A 17,990-nucleotide genomic window follows, 5' to 3' on the forward strand; every position below is an offset into this window, starting at 1 on the left:
GTGAACGCCCAAACCGATCATTCAAAGGAAACTGAAGGTCCGCCCATGCCCGACTACACGCTGCATTGCTTCGCCGAATCCGGCAACGCCTACAAAGCTGCGCTGATGCTCGAACTCACCGGCCAGGACTGGCAACCGGTGTTCGTCGATTTCTTCAACGGCCAGACCCGCGACCCGCAGTGGCGCGACGAGGTCAACGAGCAGGGCGAAGTGCCGGTGCTGGAACACGCAGGGCAACGGCTCACCCAGTCGGCACTGATTCTCGAATACCTCGCCGAACTTACCGGCCAGTTCGGCCCGCGTGACGACGACGAGAAACGGGAGATCTGGCGCTGGATGCTGTTCGACAACCACAAGTTCACCAGCTACTACGCGGCGCTGCGGTTCCTGCTGTGCCTGAAGAAGACCGGTGAGACCGATGTAACCGGCTTCTTGCGCGAGCGTGCCACGGCGGCATACCGGATTGTCGATGCGCACCTGGCGAAGACACCGTTCATGGTCGGTGGGCGGCTGACCATCGCTGACCTGTCGCTGGCGGGGTATGTGTTCATGCCGGAGGATACCGGGATCGTACTGACCGAGTTCAGCCATATCGAGGCGTGGAAGCAGCGGATTCAGGCAGTGCCGGGGTGGAAACACCCTTATGATCTGATGCCCCGCACGGCGTAAGCCTGTACCGGCCTCTTCGCGGGACAGGAAAAACCAGTCAGTACCTGACTTCAACCCCTACATAAGCCCCGATCCCGTCCCCTGGCCAGAACGACGCGGTATCCAGCCCGCGCGCGTTGTACACCGGCGTCACCGCCGTCACGTAAGCCTTGTTCGCCAGGTTCTTCAGGTCCAGCGACACCTTCCAGTTGCCTTTCGGTGCCTCATAACCCAGGTTCGCCCCCCAGATCGTATACGACGGTGCATAAAGGCTGTGGGCATAGTCCACCGCCGTGCGCGATGCCGATTGCACCTTGACCCCGGTGTACCAGCCGCTGTGGTCCTGGTATTGCATCTCGCCCTGGTAGATGTGCTTGGGCGCGCCCGGCAGCCGGTTGTTGCCGAAGGTCTGTCGACCAATCTGGGCCAGTGCAGGCACATGCAAATTTCAGATGGACAACCGCACCACCCGATTATCCAGCACCTGCGGTGCCTGCGCCCGGCGCTTGTTCACCACCAGCTCGCCGATCGCAATCAGCCGCGTGCGCGTGACGTTGCGCGACAGTCCCAGCAACTGCGCGGTATGCACCTGGTTGTAATGGCAGAAGTGATACGCCGAACGCAGCAGGGCGTTCTCGACCTTCTCGTACAAATCCCCGGGCTGTTCCTCATACAGCCGACTGAACGCCTGCAGTAGCAGATCGTCCACGCCATGGCTCGTCGGCTCCTCCTCCCGGCGTTCCAGGCGCAGGTTGGACAGGCGCAGGTCCTGAGCCTGTACCACCCCGTCGCCGGAGGTCAGCAGGCTGTGGTGAATCACATTCTCCAGCTCGCGAATATTGCCCGGCCAGCTGTACTCGACCAGCTTGGCCTGGGCCTTGGGGCTCAGTTCCACCGGCCCATAGCCCAGCCGCTCGCTGTAGCTGCGGATGAAGTGCCGGGCCAGCGGCAGGATGTCCCCCGGCCGGTCGCGCAGCGGGTGCAGTTGCAGGGTGACCACGTTCAGCCGGTAATACAGGTCTTCGCGGAAGTGCCCGGCATTGATGGCTTTCTCCAACTGCACGTTGGTCGCCGCCAGCACCCGCACATTGATCGGGATGCTCTTGCGCGAGCCCAGGCGCACCACTTCCCGCTCCTGCAACACGCGCAGCAGCTTGACCTGGATCGGCAGTGGCAGGTCGCCGATCTCGTCGAGGAACAGCGTGCCGCCGTTGGCCTCTTCAAACCAGCCGGCCTTGGCCGCCAGGGCGCCGGTGAAGGCTCCCTTTTCATGGCCAAACAACTCGGCCTCGACCAGCGATTCGGCGAACGCACCGCAGTTGACCGCGATGAACGGGCCTTTGCGCCGGCCGCTGAGGTTGTGGATGTGGCGCGCGACCAGCTCCTTGCCCGTGCCGGTTTCGCCAATGATCAGGACGCTGGCCTCACTGGGGGCGACCTGTTGCAGGTGGGCGAGCAGCGCCTGCGACCTGGGGTCTTCGAAGACCTGTGCGGTCGCCCTGATCGAGGTAGCCAGTGTCGGTGACGGGGGGAGGGTCAGCAGTTGCATGGGCGATACTCAGGAATAGAAGGATGGGGCAGGGCGCTTGCCACCGAGGGCCCACTCGCCGAGCTCGTGGAGGCGGTAATCCACCGGGTCGTGCAGGGTTTGCGTCCTCAGGTTGCGCCAGTGGCGGTCGAAGCGCAGCGAGGCATGGGTGGCGCGGGCGCCGGTCACCTCGAACAGGCGGTTGCAGATGTCCAGGCCGTGGCGCGTGGCCGCGGCCTTGGCGGTGCCGATGGCCAGGGCCAGGTCGCCGCGTTCTTCGGCGCTCAGCGCCTGCTCCTTGGCCCAGGCGCTGTCGAGCTGACGGGTGGCGCGGGCGATCAGCAGGCGCACGCTCTCAAGGCCCACCCAGAACTCGCCGTAGTGGCGCAGCACGTAGGGGTCTTCGGCGCTGCTGGCAGCGCTGGAGCGGAACCATGGCCGGCTTTCCTTGAGGCTGTACTGGCGCGCTTCGTCGAAGGCACCTTCGGCAATGCCGAGGAACAGGTTGGCGAAGTGTAACTGGGCGATCAGCGGGCGCAGGGCGGCGAACGGCGTGCTCAACGGGCCGGGGTCGAGCAGCAGCTCGTTTTGTTCGACCCGTACCCGTTCGAAGCTGGCGCTGCCACTGTCGGTCTGGCGCTGGCCGATGTTGTTCCAGTCATTGTGCAAGGTGATGCCGGTGCGTCCACTGGGGATCGCGGCGATCAGCAGCTTGCCGCCAGCACGCTCGTCCACCGCCGAGGCGATCAGCATTTCCGAGTCGCTGGCGCCGGAGCAGAAGCTCTTCTTGCCAGAGAATTCGCACCAGCCATCGAAGTGCTTGACCACGGTGCGGGTGTCCAGCGGGTTGAGTGCGTTGCCCCAGAACCAGTGCTTGCGTGCGGTCTGCTCGAACCACGGCTGCCACTGCTCCGGGCGCGAGAACAGGCGCACGGTGGCCAGCATCAGGTGGTGGAAGCCGAACACGTGAGCGATCGAACTGTCGACCCGGGCGAACTCGCGCACTACCTCGAAGGTGTCGTGCCAATTCGCACCCTGGCCGCCGAACGCCTGCGGAATCACCAACGACAGTAGGCCGCTGCTGCGCAGGGCATCGCGTTCGGCCTTGGGCGTGCCGCCGCGCTCGTCGCGTTCCACCGCGTTCTGGGCGAACTGCGTGGCCAACTCGCGCGCGACCGCCAGTGCTGGCCGGGCCGCATTCAAAGGTGCATTCATGGCAGCTCCTCAGGCGCTTTCACGGAGTGCGTGATGGGCGCCGAACAGCGGCACAGCGCGCTCGGCGGCCAGGCGGATACGCGCGCCAAGGGCATCGCTGGAAACCCGGTAGTCGGCAAGCTCCGCCTGGCTGGCGTAGACGCCGATCGGCAAGGTCAGCGCCTGCAGGAAGCTGAACAGCGGGCGCAGCTGGTGGTCGAGCACCAGCGCATGGCGTTCGCTGCCACCGGTGGCGGCGAGCAGCACCGGGGTATCGACCAGTGCGTCCTGGCCGATCAGGTCGAACAGGTGCTTGAAGTGGCCGGGGAAGCTGCCGCGGTAGACGGGCGCGGCCACCACCAGCAAGTCGGCCGTTTCCACTAGGCGCAGCTGGTGTTCCACTGCTTCGGGCAGCTCGCTACGCCACAGTGCGGCGCCCAGTGGCCGGGCGATGTCGCCCAGTTCGATCAGGTGCGTCTTGATGAGCAGGTGCTGACCCAGTTCGGCGAGGATGGCCTCGGTCAGGGCCAAGGTACGAGAGGGGCGGGTAGTACCGCCAGACAGCGCTACGACGTTCAAAGGGCGGCTCATGGGCTGGTCTCCGGATGAATAAGCGGGACTTTGCTTGAGCAATCGTCGTGCCTGTTTGAAGTTTGTTGAAAATCAACGCCTGGCAGCCTTGATGCGCACTTTGAGTGTTGGCTTTTGGCTGTTTGCTGTTGATCGGCTGTTGCGCTGCAGACAGTTGGCCAGGTGTTGGCGGCTGTACAGTGAGAGCCTTTATAGCGAATGCTGGATAGGTGTTAAAATAATAATAAAAGATATTTATATTCCATTTGGTTATTAATGGTGGTGAGCATACAGTTCCTGCTTAGCGGATTGTCAGAACGGGCTTTAAATCGCTTGGTGCACGCGTCAGTGCAACGCCAATAATCGAGTCTGAGGACAATCAACGATGTCAGTTATTAAGGGGTATTCTGTAATCGGCGGGATCGCGCTCATGAGCGCATTGTCGAATTCCGTTTTGGCGGAATCTTTAATCGACACATTCGCACTCACGCCCGGGGATCAGGTGATTGAAACCGGTGTCAATGACTGCCTGGGTGCTTATCACGCCATGAACGAGCGCATGCTCGATAAACTATCCGGTTTTGATGTTGGCATAGGCATCGGGGTACGGCTCTCTCCCAAAGAGCACAGAGAAGCAATAGACGCACTGAAAGATTTCTGGGACAAAAACGCTCATCGCTACTCCCCGGATAATTCCGCCTTGAATAGTGAACTTAAGCTTTTGAGGGATGCGCTGAACGCAGCCAATCAGAGGTATCTGCGCAGAGGAGCGGATGAGGGGTACATGAAGTCTTTAAGTAGAACGCATTCGGATTTTATATCGGAACGTTTCAGGCTTCGTGAACAGCTGGATGACGTTACTTATGCGTGGGCTCAATGCCCGGCCAAGCGGGCAGGGGCAGCGACTTGCCGGGGCGAGGCGATCAGGCAGCTTGAGGCATATTTCCAGGATGCTCATAAACAACTTGGGAAATTTTTGCCGCGCATGATGAATGCCTACGTGCCGATGGAGAGCGAATGGTGGGTTGCATGCCGGGCGCCAGATTTTACAGGTGCGCGTTGAGGGAGAACATTGACCGGATAGGTTTCCCGATTATTAAAGGTATTGCTGGGCACTAACATCTGTCCGCTTTTCAGGCATCAAGGCCCGCAGGTTGACTCTATGAAGGGTCTGGGTTGCTTTACTCATGTGCGCGCGATTGGACTCAGGCTTGTTGGTTCGCAGGGCTTGGTCGCGCCTAGGGCAATTTCTATTTATTGGGGTTCATGCTCATGTCGAACGTCGTTTCTTTCACTAATCGTAATGTGCTGTTGGAAAATGATATTGCTCGCGAGGTTGCTGATATCATTGGACAGGAAAAACTGCAATTGCCGACAGCTCAATCGCCCTTGGTCGACAGATTTGTCAGTAAGATCGAGGGTAACTACGACACTTCACGGGCGAAGACGGATACTGATCATGCAATCAGTCTTTTGTATATTGCCTATAATACGACGCCGCAGGAACACGGCGACATTCGGGTTAAGATAAGTCGCATCATGAGCCAGTTGGTCGAGGCTCAGCAGGACAGTGAGCTCCGGATCAAGGATTCGGTTCGCATTGCCGCTACGATCGGCAAGCAGCTGACGTCACTGCTGCCGGACTGGCTGGATGTCCGCGATAGCGCCGATCCTGAAGAAATCAAACAGTTCGTCAAGGCAGAGCTGCTGGACATGGCCAAGCGCATCAGCACGGCTGCCTTGGGCGTTCGCAGCAGCCTGACTACGATCATTGTCAAGTACGACAGTATTCTCAAGGACATCAAAGACGTTACTGATAGCAGCGAAATCGCCTTGAGCGAGACCATCGCAGCCAATAAGGCAATCCAGGATGAGATTGTTCAGGCCACGGCGCGTAAAGAAGAACTGGATTCACTGGTCAGTGCGCTGCAGGAGCAGATAGCGCGATTCGAGAAAATGGCCTTCGAGTATGGCAAGCAAGCCCAAAGTGCCGAGCAGAAGTCCTTCTGGGCCTCGGTGATCAAGACCGTCACACAAGTGGTGTCCGCTGTACTGCCGATTGCCGCCATGGCGGCGACGGGCGGGGTTGGTGGAGCGCTCGGGGTTGCCGCCGCAGGTACACCGGGGCTGCTCGGGAACACCAATGTCGACCCGAAGCAGGTGGTGGAAAAGTCCAACCTTGAAGCGGCGCGCAATGCTCAATCAAAGATTGTCGAGGCACGCCAGCAACGCGTCGATGAACTTGAGCAGCAGCAGGTGGCGGCAACCACCGATGCCGAAAGACAGGCATTGAGCAGTGCGCTTGAAAAGGCTCAGGTTGAATTGCGTGAGGGGCAGAACCAGCTGAGCCAAGCTGAAAATCAATTGGGCGCATTTCTGCGTCAACTGGGCGCTGCGGCAGATGAGGCAGGCGCAGAGCAGCAGCGTCAAGGTGCTTCGCTGCGCGAACTAGAGCGGCAGATGCTCGACAATGTCGAGAAGTACGAAGAGGTCAAGCGCGGGCAGGTTGCGGAGTTGGCCAAGATTACCGTGCTGCTCGATGCCAAGCGCAGTGAAGAGCAAACCATCGAGCTTGCAGTCAGGTCGCTGAACCTGAGTGTTTCGGCACTCAAGCGCAGCAAGGAAATCGTCGAAGAGATTGCCTTCTTCTTCAAATCCTTCGCGGACTTCATGCAGTGCATCGTCGATGAAGCCACGATTCGCATGGAAGAGTACGAAAAGGCAGGCAATAGTGCAGTGTTGCGCAAGAGCCGCCTGGAAGCGATCCGGCTAAGTACCGATGAATTCTTCGTCACCCAGGCTGCGGAATGGCTTGCTGTAGGGGTTGTTTCGGAGCGTTTCGCGCAATTGTTCAACGATGGCTGGAGCAAGTTGAACAAGCTGTCGGGTCAATACATTACAGGTGATGAGCTTCAGGCTTACCTGGTACAGGCGTCGCAGCAACTCAAGGTGATCATCGAGGAGCGTGAGGCCGCGAGCAATCAGCGTATCGCCTCCCTGCAGAGCTATCGCGAGGAGCGCGAGGCAACTGCTTGACCTACCGTTACCGCTGAGCGCACGGGTGGAGCCCTGGTTGGCCAGGGCTTCATGTATGGACGAAAAAAAGTCCGCTGACCGAGCGGGCGAAAGATACAACGCTTGCGTGATTCAGTGGGAGCGCATAGTCATCGCAGTGTGTCGCTCGACCTAGCGCGGCCATTTGGCCTGCGTGACATTCTCTTTCGGTTGCCTGACAAAACGCCGTGCGGGGCTGGCAGATGGGTAGGCGCGCGTTTGAAGATCGCTCGGCACACCTTCTTGCACTGCCTCCAGGAGTCATGTCATGAGCGATATCCAGCTGTTACCTGCCGTGGTCGAGTTCCTCGCCAGGCCCCATGGCCACTTCATCGAGGGCCAGTACCTGGCGGGCGAGGCGGGGCCGTCGATCGTCATCCATAACCCATCCAGCGGCACGGTCATCGCTCAAGTGGCCGAGGCCAGCGATGCCGAAGTCGAGCGCGCGGTGCGCAGCGCGCGGCACGCCTTCAAGGGCGACTGGGCCGAGGCTTCGCCATATCATAAAGGCGTGGTGTTGAACCGGCTGGCCGACCTGATCGAGGCCAATGCCGAAGAGCTGGCGCAGTTGGAAACCCTGTGCTCGGGCAAGTCGATCAACCTCACCCGCGGCCTGGAGATCGCCCAGAGCGTGGTGTTCCTGCGCTACTTCGCCGGTTGGGCGAGCAAGATCACCGGGCAGACCATGACGCCTTCGATCCCCTCGTTCGCCGGGGAGCGTTATACCGCGTTCACCCTGCGCGAGCCGGTGGGCGTGGTGGCCGGGATCGTGCCATGGAACTTCTCGGTGATGATCGGCATCTGGAAGATCGCCTCGGCGTTGGTCACCGGTTGCACCATCGTCATCAAGCCGAGCGAGTTTACCCCGCTGACGCTGCTGCGCATTGCCGAGTTGGCGATCGAGGCCGGTGTGCCGGCGGGCGCGCTCAACGTGCTGAATGGCCGGGGGCAGGCCGGGCAGCGGCTGATCGAACACCCGGACGTGGCCAAAGTGGCCTTCACCGGTTCCGTGCCAACCGGTATCGCGGTGGGCAAGGCGGCCATGGCGGCCAACCTGACCCGCGCCACCCTGGAACTGGGCGGCAAGAATGCTGCGGCGCTGCTGGCCGATGTCGACGTCGATGTTGCTGTGGCCGGTATCGTGCAAACGGCCTATGTGCACCAGGGGCAGGTGTGCGCATCGCCCGAACGCCTGTATGTGCACCACAGCAAGGTCGAGGAATTCACCCGCAAGCTGGGTGCCGCGCTGGGGCAGATGAAGATTGGTTCGGCACTGGACCCCGAGGCGCAGTTCGGGCCCTTGGCCAATGCCGCGCACTTGCAGAAGATTCTCGGCTTCTTCGAGCGGGCGCGGGCCAACAACACGGTGGTGTGTGGTGCCAGGGCAGTGGACCGGCCGGGCTACTTCGTCGAGCCGACCGTGGTCCTGGCCAACGGTGCCAGTGACCCGCTGCTGCATGAGGAAACCTTTGGGCCGATCGTCTGCGTGCTGCCGTTCGACAACGAGCAAGAGCTGGTCGAGCTGATCAACGACAGCCCTTTTGGCCTGACCGCGAGCCTGTGGACCAACGACCTGTCCAGGGCGCTGCGGCTGATTCCGCAGATCGAGGCCGGCACGGTGTGGGTCAATATGCACACTTTCCTCGACCCGGCGGTGCCGTTTGGCGGGACCAAGGCCTCGGGGGTGGGGCGCGAGTTCGGCAGCGCGTTCATCGAGGACTACACCGAGCTGAAGTCGGTGATGATCCGGTACTGAGTCATTCCAGGCTTGTGGGCGCGCCTAACGGCGGCTGCGCCCATACGCCTGGCTGATCCGGTCGATCACCATTGCCAGGGCTACGATGGCCAACCCAGCTTCGACCCCTTGGCCGACGTTGAGGGTCTGGATTCCGGCCAGCACATCCTCACCCAGCCCGCGGGCGCCAATCATCGAAGCCACCACTACCATCGACAAGGCCATCATCACCGACTGGTTGAGCCCGGCCATGATGCTCGGCAGCGCCAGCGGCAGGGCGATGCGCCGCAGCCGCTGCCAGCGGCCGGCACCCAGGCCGTGGGCGGCCTGCAGCAGCGAGGGGTCGATCTGGCTCAGGCCCAGCTCGGTCAGCCTCACCAACGGCGGCAGGGCATAGATCAAGGTGGCGAACACCGCCGGCACCTTGCCCAGGCCGAACAGCATCAGCACCGGGATCAGGTAGACGAAGGCCGGCAGCGTCTGCATCACGTCCAGTACCGGCAGCAGCAGGCGCCGGGCCAGTGGGCGGGTGGCCAGGAGGATGCCCAGCGGCACACCGATCAGCACGCACAGCCCGGTACTGACCAGCACCAGGGCCAGGGTCTGCAGCAGTTTGTCCCACAGCCCTAGCATGCCGATGAATGCCAGCAGCGCGGCCAGCACCACGCTGCGCACTAGGCTGCGGCTGGCGTGCCAGGCCAGCAGGCCGACCAGCAGCAACAACAGCCACCAGGGCATCAGGCGCAACAGGCTCTCCAGGCCGACCAGCAATTGCAGCAGCTGGTCGGAGACACTGCGCAGGTGGTCGCCATAGTGCAATACCAACCAATCGACCAGGCGGTTGATGGTGTCGGCGAAGGACAGTTGCAGGGCTTCGGGGAAGCCCGTGCTCATAGGCTGGCCTCGACCTTGCCGGCCACGTCAGCGGGTAGCCAGGCCTTCCACACATCCGGGTTGGCGCGCAGGAAGGCCTTGGCGGCATCGGTGGCTGGCAGGCGTTTTTCGTTCATCTCGGCCAGGGCCTTGTTCAACCGGTCGATGGGCAAATCGACTTTTTCGAACACCGCCACCAGCTGTGGATAGCCATCGCGAAATGCCTTGGACACGCCGATCGACAGCTTTGCCGGCAACGACTGGCTGCCTTTGGGGTTGGGGTTTTTCGCGTCGGTCAGGGTCGCCCAGGCTGCCGCGTCGAACGGGGGTTCCTGCAGACGCACCAAGTCGTAGCGCCCGATCAGTGCAGTGGGGCTCCAGTAGTAGAACAGCACGGGTTTCTTGCGGCGAATCGCCGAGTCCACTTCGGCATCCAATGCCGCGCCTGAGCCAGTGCGGAAGTTGGTGTACAGGTCTTCCAGGCCGTAGGCCTTCAGCTTCTGGCTGTTGACGATCTCCGAGGTCCAGCCGCTGGGGCTGTTGAGGAAGCGGCCTTTGACCGGGTCCTCAGGGTCCTTGAACACCGACGCATAGCGCTTGAGGTCCTCGACACTGCGCAGGCCAGGGGCAGGGGCTTTGTCGCCCTTGACCACGTAGGCGGGGACCCACCAGCCCTCTTCAGCATTCTTCACCGTGTCACCCAGGGCGAACACCTCGCCGGCCTTTTCGGCGTTGACCCAGGCGGGGCTGCGCCCGGCCCATTCTTCGGCGATCACTTGCAGGTCATTGCGCGCCAGCGCCACTTCCATGCTCACGGTGCTACCGGGCAGCGTGTCGGTAGGGTAGCCGTAACCGTGCTCGACGATGTGGCGCAGGATTTCCGTGGTCAGGGCGCCGCTTTCCCAGCCAAGCGCGCCGAAGTGAATGGGTTTGGTTTGTTCCGCCGATGCGGCGCTGTCGGTGCTGGCCAGGCCGATGGTAAGCAGCAGGCCGGCCAGCAGCGCAGGGATTTTCTTCATGGGGGCCTCGTAGGTTGCCACTCATTGGGTTGGGGGCAAGTGTAGACGACGGTTTTTCGCTTCCTGCCGGAAGGCCTTCGCGATGGGCGCAGCCGGGGCATGCGAGAACAATCCTCAGGCGCTGGTCGATCATGGTTGCCCGGCTACGCGGGTGGCGAGCCTGCTGCGGGTACGTACAGAATTCGACCGAGGGTGGTGCTGATCGATGCCCATGCCACTGCGTTGGGGAGGCCTGCAGGCACTGCCGGGGTCTTTGATCTCGAACCGCTGCGGGTAGAGGTGAGCGAGCAGGTCTACCTCAACGCCGACCAGATGCAACACTGCCCGGCACCGAGGTGTTGCCGATGGGTGCCGGGCCCAACGTGCATGGCGCGTTGGTCATGCTTGACCAGATCGTGGCAGGCGGGCGTTTTCACGCCACCTGAGCGCGTGCAGCGCAGGCACGCAGTCGGTCAGACGCGGAACTGGTCCATCAGCGCCTGCTGCTGGTTGGCCAGGCTGTTCAGCGACTGGCTGACCCGCGCCGATTCGTTGGCCTGGCCGGACAGCGATTCGGTGACATCGCGGATGGTCGCGACGTTGCTGTTGATCTCTTCGGCCACCGCACTCTGCTCTTCGGCGGCCGAGGCGATCTGCAAGTTCATGTCGGTGATCACGCTGACCGCCTGGCCGATGCGTTGCAGCGCAGTCACGGCCTGGCCGACCTGCTCGACACCGCCTTGAGCCTGGCGATGGCTGTGGTCCATGCTGCCGACCACATCGCGGGTGCCGGTCTGCAGGGCTTCGATCACCTGGCGGGTTTCTTCCACCGACTCCTGGGTGCGCTGGGCCAGGTTGCGCACTTCATCGGCGACCACGGCAAAACCACGGCCGGCTTCACCGGCACGAGCCGCTTCGATGGCAGCGTTGAGCGCCAGCAGGTTGGTCTGCTCGGCGATCGAACGGATCACCTCCAGCACCGAACCGATTTTTTCGCTGTTCTGCGCCAGGCCTTCGACCTCGGCCATGGCCTGGCTCATGTTGGCGGCCAGGGCATCGATGCTGGTGGTGGTGCGGTCGATTACCGCCAGGCCTTCACGGGTGGCCTGGTCGGCCTCGCGGGCGGCTTGCGCGGCCTGGGCGGCGCTGCGGGCGACGTCCTGGGCGGTGGCGCTCATTTCGTGGGAGGCGGTGGCCACCTGGTCGACCTGGCGGTACTGCTGCTCCATGCCGGCACTGGTTTCAGTGGCGATGGCCGAGGACTGGTCGGCGGTGCCGCGGGCGGCCTGCACCGAGCGCTTCACCTCGGCGATGGTCGGTTGCAGTTTGTCGAGGAAGCGGTTGAACCAGCCGGCCAGCTCACCGAGTTCGTCGCGCTTGTCGTAGGTCAGGCGGCGGGTCAGGTCGCCTTCTCCGCTGGCGATGTCCTTGAGCATCGCCGCCACGCCGAGGATTGGTTTGGTCACGCCTCGGGCCATCAGCCACACCAGCAGCAGGCCGGCGATCGCCGCGGCCAGGCCCAGGCCCAGCTCCAGCAGGGTGCCGCTGGTGTTCAGGGTGTCCAGCTCTCGCTTGAGCGCTTCGGCGGGGCCGGTCAGGGCATTTTCCGGCACATCCAGCAGCACGCCCCAGGGCTGGGCGCCGGGGATCGGCTCGAACGCAGCCAGCACTTTCAGGCGTGCCTGGTCGTGGAGGATGCTCAACTTGCCAGTGGCCAGCTTGCGCACCAGTTCGGCGCCCTGGCGCGGGTCGACTTGGTCGAAACGCTGGGCCAGCTTGCTGGCGTCGGCGCTGTAGCCGGCCAGCAGGCCGACCGGGCTGAGGATGCCGACCGTGGTGCGGCCTTCGTAGAGGCTGCGGCTGGCGTCCTGGCTCAGGGCCTGCAGGCTGTTGAGGTTGATGTCGATGGACAGGGTGGCAATGATCTTGCCGTTGACCGCCAGCGGGAAGACGATGCTGGTCATCAGCACGCGCTGGCCGTCGATGTCGTAGAAGTACGGCTCCACCACGCAGACCTTGCCGGTGCTGCGCGGGCAGCTCCACCAGGTGTTGGCCGGCTGGCCGCTGGGGCCGATCTCGGTGTTGGCCATGTCGTGCTCGGGCAGGGCCATGGCGGTCAGCTGGCCGGCGCGCGGTTGCGACCAGTACAGGGCGAAGCGCCCGGTTTCGTTGCTGCCCAGCTCGGCTTTGCCGACGAACAGGCTGTCCTTGTTGTCCAGCGCATTGGGCTCGAACACCAGCGACAGGCCGAGCAGATCGGGGTTGGCCTGCAGCGCGGCGCGCACCTGGCGGGTCAGGTCCTCACGCAGGTCGAAGGCATCGAGGAAGCGTTTTTCTGCCTGTTCACGCAGGAACAGCACCTGGCGCGAGAAGCCCGCGCCGTACTGGTACGCATCCATGAACTGGCGGCGGATGTTCAGGGCCTGGACTTCACCTTGCGACTCGATCCGCGACTGCGCAGCTTCGGTGAGCATCTGCATGCTGCTGGCCTTGACCAGGTCCGAGCTGTGGTCCATGCGGTACAGTGAAAGGCCGACGAGAAGGGTGACGATGCCGGCGAGGCAGAGACCGGCGAGCAGGGTGATCTTCCACTGGATGGAAAGTTGTCGCAAAGGCATGGGGGTGAATCCCTTTTTTTGGCAGTAAGGGTTTGGTGGTGGGGCTGAGAGGTGTTTGCCTTGGGGTTTTTGGCGCCTGGGAGATCGAGCGCCGCCCGCGCGGCGCATCGCGAGCTGCGCTCGCTCCTACGTTTGTTTCTGGCCAGTAACGCCTGTGACAGGCGCGCGCGACCGCCTTGTTGGTACAACGCAATACCGCGCCATGCGCCAAGGCGTACGCGCAAATCCCACAGGAAAAATTGGCCCGAAACAAACGTAGGAGCGAGCGCAGCTCGCGATGCGCCGCGCGGGCGGCGCTCGATCTCACAGGCACTGAAGACCTAAAGGCAAGCCCCTCTGAGCCTCCTCCTATATCGGCTCAGGCCCTTTTTTCTTTATTCAAACATTCAATTTAAATTACCAGCGAAACTCGCCGTAATATGGCGCTTTTGACATCTCCCTCCCACTCCGTCACAGTGCGCGCTTTTTTGTCTGCCACCATGAGGAACCCCAAACCATGAACGCAGTGATCGCCGCCGTCGGCATCATGCTCATTCTCAGCCTGTCCCGCGTGCATGTGGTCATCGCCCTGATCATCGGCGCACTGGCCGGTGGCCTGGTCGGCGGGCTGGGAATCGAAGGCACGCTCAAGGCCTTCAACGGCGGCCTTGGTGGCGGTGCCACGGTGGCAATGTCCTACGCCTTGCTCGGCGCCTTCGCCGTGGCCATCGCCAAGTCGGGCCTGGCCCATGCCCTGGCCGACCGCGCATTGAACATGATCGACCGCCAGGGCCATGCCAACGGTGGCAAGGTCAAATGGCTACTGATCGGCCTGATGCTGGTGGTGGCGGTGTCGTCGCAGAACATCCTGCCCATCCACATCGCCTTCATCCCGCTGCTGGTGCCGCCGCTGCTGTACGTGCTGACGCGCCTGCGCATCGACCGCCGGCTGATCGCCTGCGTGATCACCTTCGGCCTGATCACGCCGTACATGTTCCTGCCGGTTGGCTTTGGCAACATCTTCCTCAACGAGATCCTGCTGGCCAACGTCGCCCGTGCCGGGGTCGATGTCAGCGGGGTCAACGTCACCCACGCCATGGCCATCCCGGCTGCCGGCATGTTCGCCGGCCTGCTGCTGGCGGTGTTCATCAGCTACCGCAAGAAGCGCGACTACGACCTGGCGCGCATCGAGCAGGTCGAGCAGGTCAACGTGCAGTACAACCCGCTGACCCTGCTGGTGGCGGGGCTGGCAATCGCTGCGGCATTCATCGTGCAGCTATGGCTGGACTCGATGATCATCGGCGCCATGGTCGGTTTCCTGATCTTCTCGCTGTCGGGCATCGTGCGCTGGAAGGATACCGACGACCTGTTCACCGAAGGCATGAAGATGATGGCCATGATCGGCTTCATCATGATTGCCGCGTCCGGCTTTGCGGATGTGATGAAAGCCACCGGCGAAGTGCAGAGCCTGGTCGAGACTTCGGCACAGTGGATCGACCACAGCAAAGTCATTGGCGCCTTGCTGATGCTGCTGGTGGGGTTGCTGGTGACCATGGGCATCGGTTCTTCGTTCTCGACGGTGCCGATCCTGGCGGCGATCTTCGTGCCGCTGTGCGTGCAGCTGGGCTTCGACCCGCTGGCCACGGTGTGCATTGTCGGTACCGCAGGTGCCTTGGGCGATGCTGGCTCGCCGGCGTCGGATTCGACCCTCGGCCCGACCTCGGGGCTGAACGTGGATGGCCAGCACCACCACATCTGGGACACCGTGGTTCCTACCTTCCTCCACTACAACCTGCCGTTGCTGGCATTCGGCTGGCTGGCGGCAATGACCCTGTAAGGCGTCAGCCCTTGTTTGGCGGTGGCGAGATGCTGTTGAGGACGGTACTGCCGTCCTTGCTGCGGGTCAGGTAGATCGGCAGCACCTTGGGCAGGTTGTCCACCAGCCGGGCGACCTCGCGGGTGTTGTAGATGCCGCTGATACGGATGCGCCCGGTGCCGGGGTCGGCCAGCAGCAGCGGAGCGTCGAGGTAGCGGTTGATTACTGGCAGGGCCTGTTCCAGGCTCAGGTTGTCGAGCACCAGCTTGCCGTTGCGCCAGGCCAGGCTGTTGTCGTAATCGTCGTTCTCGGCGAGTTGCGGTTCGAAATCACCCGTGTGGTAGCTGGCCTGCATGCCAGGGCCCAGGCGGTAGCCACCAGCACCGCCGTCGCTGCTGACCAGCACCGAACCCTGCACCAGTGTGACCTTGACCTGATCCTGATACTTCCAGACATTGAACTGGGTGCCGGTGACCCGGGTCTGGCCGCGGCCGGCGCGGACGATGAACGGGTGGCTGCTGTCGTGCTGCACCTTGAAGAAGGCTTCGCCACGCTTGAGCGTAACCTGACGCTGGTCCTTGTAGTTGAGGTAGGTCAGTTCGGTGTGCAGGTTGAGCTCGACCGTGCTGCCGTCACTCAACTGCACGGTCTGCATCTGGTTGCCCGCTTCGAAGTGCTCGTAGTGGTTGGGCAACCAGCCTTGCTCCCAGCCCACCCAGCCGGCCAGCGGCAAGACCAGCAGGGCCAGTGCGGCTGCCGATGCCAGTGGCCGCCAGTTGCGTGCCCGTCGCACATGCCGCGCAGGCGGGTCGAAGTCGATGACCGTGGCGGTGCGTGGCAGCATATCGGCGGTCTGCCAGATTTCCAGCATCGCCTGGTATTCCTCTGCGTGACGCGGGTCGGCTGCCAGCCAGCGGGCGAAGGCTTCACGTTCGACCAGCGTGCAATCGTCGGCGTGCAGGCGCATGCACCAATGCGCGGCGGCATCGGTGATGGCATCGTCTGGGCTGGGATTGAGGCGGTCTTGGTTCATCATGGCTCCGGGTTTTGCGCATTCTACCCCTGGAAGGGGCTCCCGAGAACCGAGGTAATGGCGAATGACTATCAGTTATGTGTGTTTTTCGTCGGTTGCGCAAGGGATTTCCAGCGTTTGAGAACGCTTCGCGGCAAGCACGAAGCGCTCCCTTGCTGCCTCAGAATTGCTCGGCCGCCATCGCATACAGGCTGGCGCTACCGGCGCGGATGCTGGCATCCAGGGCCAGGCTGCGCGGCAGCAGGCGCTGGAAGAAGAACGCCGCACAGGCCAGCTTGGCGCCATGGAAGGCCGGGTCTTCGGCGTGCCTGGCCTGGGCCACCGCCGCCATGCGCGCCCACATGTAAGCATAGGCGGTCAGGCCGAACAGGTGCAGGTATTCCACGGCCACGGCATTGACCAGGTTGGCGTCCTCGCGTGCCCGTGCCTGCAGCCATTCGCTGGTGGCTTCCAGGCGCGCCAGGCTGGCTTGCAAGGCCTCGCGGTGCAGCGGTGCCCCGGCGCTGAAGACCCGTACTTCAGCCGCGAAACAGGCCAAGGCCTGACCGCCATCGGCTAGCACCTTGCGCCCGAGCAGGTCGAGGGCCTGGATGCCGTTGGTGCCTTCGTAGATCTGCGCGATGCGCACATCGCGCACGCGCTGCTCCTGGCCCCACTCGCGGATGTAGCCATGGCCACCGTACACCTGCTGGCCGAGCACGCAGCTTTCCAGACCGTTGTCGGTGAAGAACGCCTTGGCCACCGGGGTCAGCAGCGCGACCAGGCGCTGGGCATGCTCGCGCTCGCCACCGTCCTCGGCGTAGCGCGCCAGGTCGAGCTGCTGGCCGACATAGGCGGCGAAGGCACGGCCGCCTTCGGTGAGGGCGCGCATGGTCAGCAGCATGCGCCGTACATCGCCATGTTCGATGATCGGGTCGGCGGCTTTCTCTGACGCCTTTGGGCCGCTGGCGGCTCGGCTTTGCAGGCGCTCGTTGGCATAGCGTGCGGCGCTCTGGTACGACGCTTCGGCGCATCCGATGCCCTGGATGCCGATGGACAGGCGCTCGTAGTTCATCATGGTGAACATCGCCGCCAGGCCCTTGTTCGGCTCACCGACCAGGTAACCACTGGCGCCATCGAAGTTCATCACGCAGGTGGCCGAGGCCTTGATGCCCATCTTGTGTTCGATCGAACCACAGTAAGCGGCGTTGCGCGGGCCGAGGCTGCCGTCGGCCTCGACCCGATACTTGGGCACCAGGAACAGCGAGATGCCCTTGGCTCCGGCCGGGGCGTCCGGCAGCTTGGCCAGCACCAAGTGAACGATGTTCTCGGTGAGGTCCTGTTCGCCACCGGTGATGAAAATCTTGCTGCCGCTGATGCGATAGCTGCCGTCAGCTTGGGGTTCGGCGCGGCTGCGGATCAGCCCCAGGTCGGTGCCGGCGTGGGACTCGGTCAGGCACATGGTGCCGGCCCAGCGGCCTTCGTATAGCGGCGGCAGGTAGGTGGCCTTGAGTGCTTCACTGGCATGGGCGTCGATGGCCAGGCAGCTGCCGGCGCTCAGCGCCGAATACAGGCTGAAGCTGCAGTCGGCGGCGTAGAGCATTTCTTCAAACAGCACGCCGAGCATTTTCGGCATGCCCATGCCGCCGTACTCGGGGTTGCCGCCCAAGCCGACCCAGCCGCCTTCGCGATAGGTACGCCAGGCGTCGCGGAAACCGTCTGGGGTGGTGACGTTGCCGGCGTCGAAGTGCACACCTTGCTCGTCGCCGTTGCGGCTGAGCGGGGCGATCAGCTGGCTGGTGACCTTGGCGGCCTCTTCGAGAATGGCGTCGGCGGTTTCGCCGTCGACGCGCTCGGCCAGGGCGGGCATGCGCGCCCACAGGGCAGGGCCCTGGAGCACGTCATGGAGGATGAAGCGCATGTCGCGCAATGGAGCGGTGTAGTCGGTCATGTCAGGCTCGATAA

At 63.0% G+C, this 17,990-nt stretch carries 14 protein-coding genes and 1 pseudogene; 5 read left to right on the top strand and 10 right to left on the bottom strand.

Translation table 11 applies throughout. The features are described from left to right. The first annotated feature begins 45 nt into the window (after window positions 1-45). Complete coding sequence (locus BGP85_RS02220) at window positions 46-669, top strand: glutathione S-transferase family protein (protein WP_103447891.1); 624 nt, start codon at window positions 46-48, stop codon at window positions 667-669. A 37-nt stretch (window positions 670-706) separates the two neighbouring features. On the opposite strand, the gene BGP85_RS02225 is transcribed toward BGP85_RS02220, so the two are convergent. From BGP85_RS02225 to msuE, 4 genes are read right to left on the bottom strand one after another with little or no spacing between them, the layout of a single operon-like run. Further along, window positions 707-1,087, bottom strand: a complete 381-nt coding sequence (locus BGP85_RS02225) for a TonB-dependent receptor domain-containing protein (protein ID WP_258035872.1) — start codon at window positions 1,085-1,087, stop codon at window positions 707-709. Between the two features lie 9 nt (window positions 1,088-1,096). After that, window positions 1,097-2,197, bottom strand: a complete 1,101-nt coding sequence (gene sfnR, locus BGP85_RS02230; RefSeq protein WP_103447890.1) for a sigma54-dependent transcriptional activator SfnR — start codon at window positions 2,195-2,197, stop codon at window positions 1,097-1,099. Between the two features lie 9 nt (window positions 2,198-2,206). After that, window positions 2,207-3,391: an acyl-CoA dehydrogenase family protein gene (locus BGP85_RS02235; protein WP_103447889.1), complete on the bottom strand. Its 1,185-nt coding sequence runs from the start codon at window positions 3,389-3,391 to the stop codon at window positions 2,207-2,209. 9 nt (window positions 3,392-3,400) lie between these two features. Continuing rightward, window positions 3,401-3,961, bottom strand: a complete 561-nt coding sequence (msuE, locus tag BGP85_RS02240) for an FMN reductase (RefSeq protein ID WP_103447888.1) — start codon at window positions 3,959-3,961, stop codon at window positions 3,401-3,403. A gap of 409 nt (window positions 3,962-4,370) precedes the next feature. Here msuE and BGP85_RS02245 point away from each other — a divergent pair, with 409 nt between their 5' ends. The 3 genes from BGP85_RS02245 (at window position 4,371) to BGP85_RS02255 (ending at window position 8,750) form a co-directional block, all read left to right on the top strand. Beyond that, a complete protein-coding gene (locus BGP85_RS02245) occupies window positions 4,371-5,003 on the top strand; it encodes a hypothetical protein (protein WP_146048957.1) in 633 nt (210 codons plus the stop codon). A 209-nt stretch (window positions 5,004-5,212) separates the two neighbouring features. Next, a complete protein-coding gene (locus tag BGP85_RS02250) occupies window positions 5,213-6,976 on the top strand; it encodes a tyrosyl-tRNA deacylase (RefSeq protein ID WP_146048958.1) in 1,764 nt (587 codons plus the stop codon). A 286-nt stretch (window positions 6,977-7,262) separates the two neighbouring features. Beyond that, a complete protein-coding gene (locus tag BGP85_RS02255; protein ID WP_103447885.1) occupies window positions 7,263-8,750 on the top strand; it encodes an aldehyde dehydrogenase family protein in 1,488 nt (495 codons plus the stop codon). 24 nt (window positions 8,751-8,774) lie between these two features. Here BGP85_RS02255 and BGP85_RS02260 read toward each other — a convergent pair whose 3' ends face one another. From BGP85_RS02260 to BGP85_RS29775, 4 genes and pseudogenes are all read right to left on the bottom strand, one after another. Then, complete coding sequence (locus BGP85_RS02260; RefSeq protein ID WP_103447884.1) at window positions 8,775-9,623, bottom strand: ABC transporter permease; 849 nt, start codon at window positions 9,621-9,623, stop codon at window positions 8,775-8,777. Then, window positions 9,620-10,621 (bottom strand): ABC transporter substrate-binding protein, encoded by a 1,002-nt coding sequence (locus tag BGP85_RS02265; protein WP_103447883.1) that lies wholly within the window; start codon window positions 10,619-10,621, stop codon window positions 9,620-9,622. The genes BGP85_RS02260 and BGP85_RS02265 overlap by 4 nt, the downstream gene beginning before the upstream one ends. Window positions 10,622-11,073: 452 nt before the next feature. After that, window positions 11,074-11,829 carry a methyl-accepting chemotaxis protein gene (locus BGP85_RS29770; protein ID WP_422764118.1) on the bottom strand — a complete coding sequence of 252 codons (756 nt, stop codon included), beginning with the start codon at window positions 11,827-11,829 and terminating at the stop codon, window positions 11,074-11,076. Between the two features lie 102 nt (window positions 11,830-11,931). Beyond that, a pseudogene (locus BGP85_RS29775) lies at window positions 11,932-13,326 on the bottom strand (PDC sensor domain-containing protein); the annotation flags it as partial. A 388-nt stretch (window positions 13,327-13,714) separates the two neighbouring features. Between BGP85_RS29775 and BGP85_RS02275 the strand changes: the two are divergent. Beyond that, window positions 13,715-15,034 carry a Na+/H+ antiporter family protein gene (locus BGP85_RS02275; protein WP_103447881.1) on the top strand — a complete coding sequence of 440 codons (1,320 nt, stop codon included), beginning with the start codon at window positions 13,715-13,717 and terminating at the stop codon, window positions 15,032-15,034. Between the two features lie 4 nt (window positions 15,035-15,038). Here BGP85_RS02275 and BGP85_RS02280 read toward each other — a convergent pair whose 3' ends face one another. Beyond that, window positions 15,039-16,046, bottom strand: coding sequence for a FecR family protein (locus BGP85_RS02280; RefSeq protein ID WP_103447880.1), 1,008 nt, complete (start codon window positions 16,044-16,046; stop codon window positions 15,039-15,041). A 160-nt stretch (window positions 16,047-16,206) separates the two neighbouring features. Continuing rightward, a complete protein-coding gene (locus tag BGP85_RS02285) occupies window positions 16,207-17,976 on the bottom strand; it encodes an acyl-CoA dehydrogenase C-terminal domain-containing protein (RefSeq protein ID WP_103447879.1) in 1,770 nt (589 codons plus the stop codon). Between the last annotated feature and the right edge of the window lie 14 nt (window positions 17,977-17,990).

Source organism: Pseudomonas putida (assembly GCF_002906855.1).
GTDB lineage: Bacteria > Pseudomonadota > Gammaproteobacteria > Pseudomonadales > Pseudomonadaceae > Aquipseudomonas > Aquipseudomonas putida_N.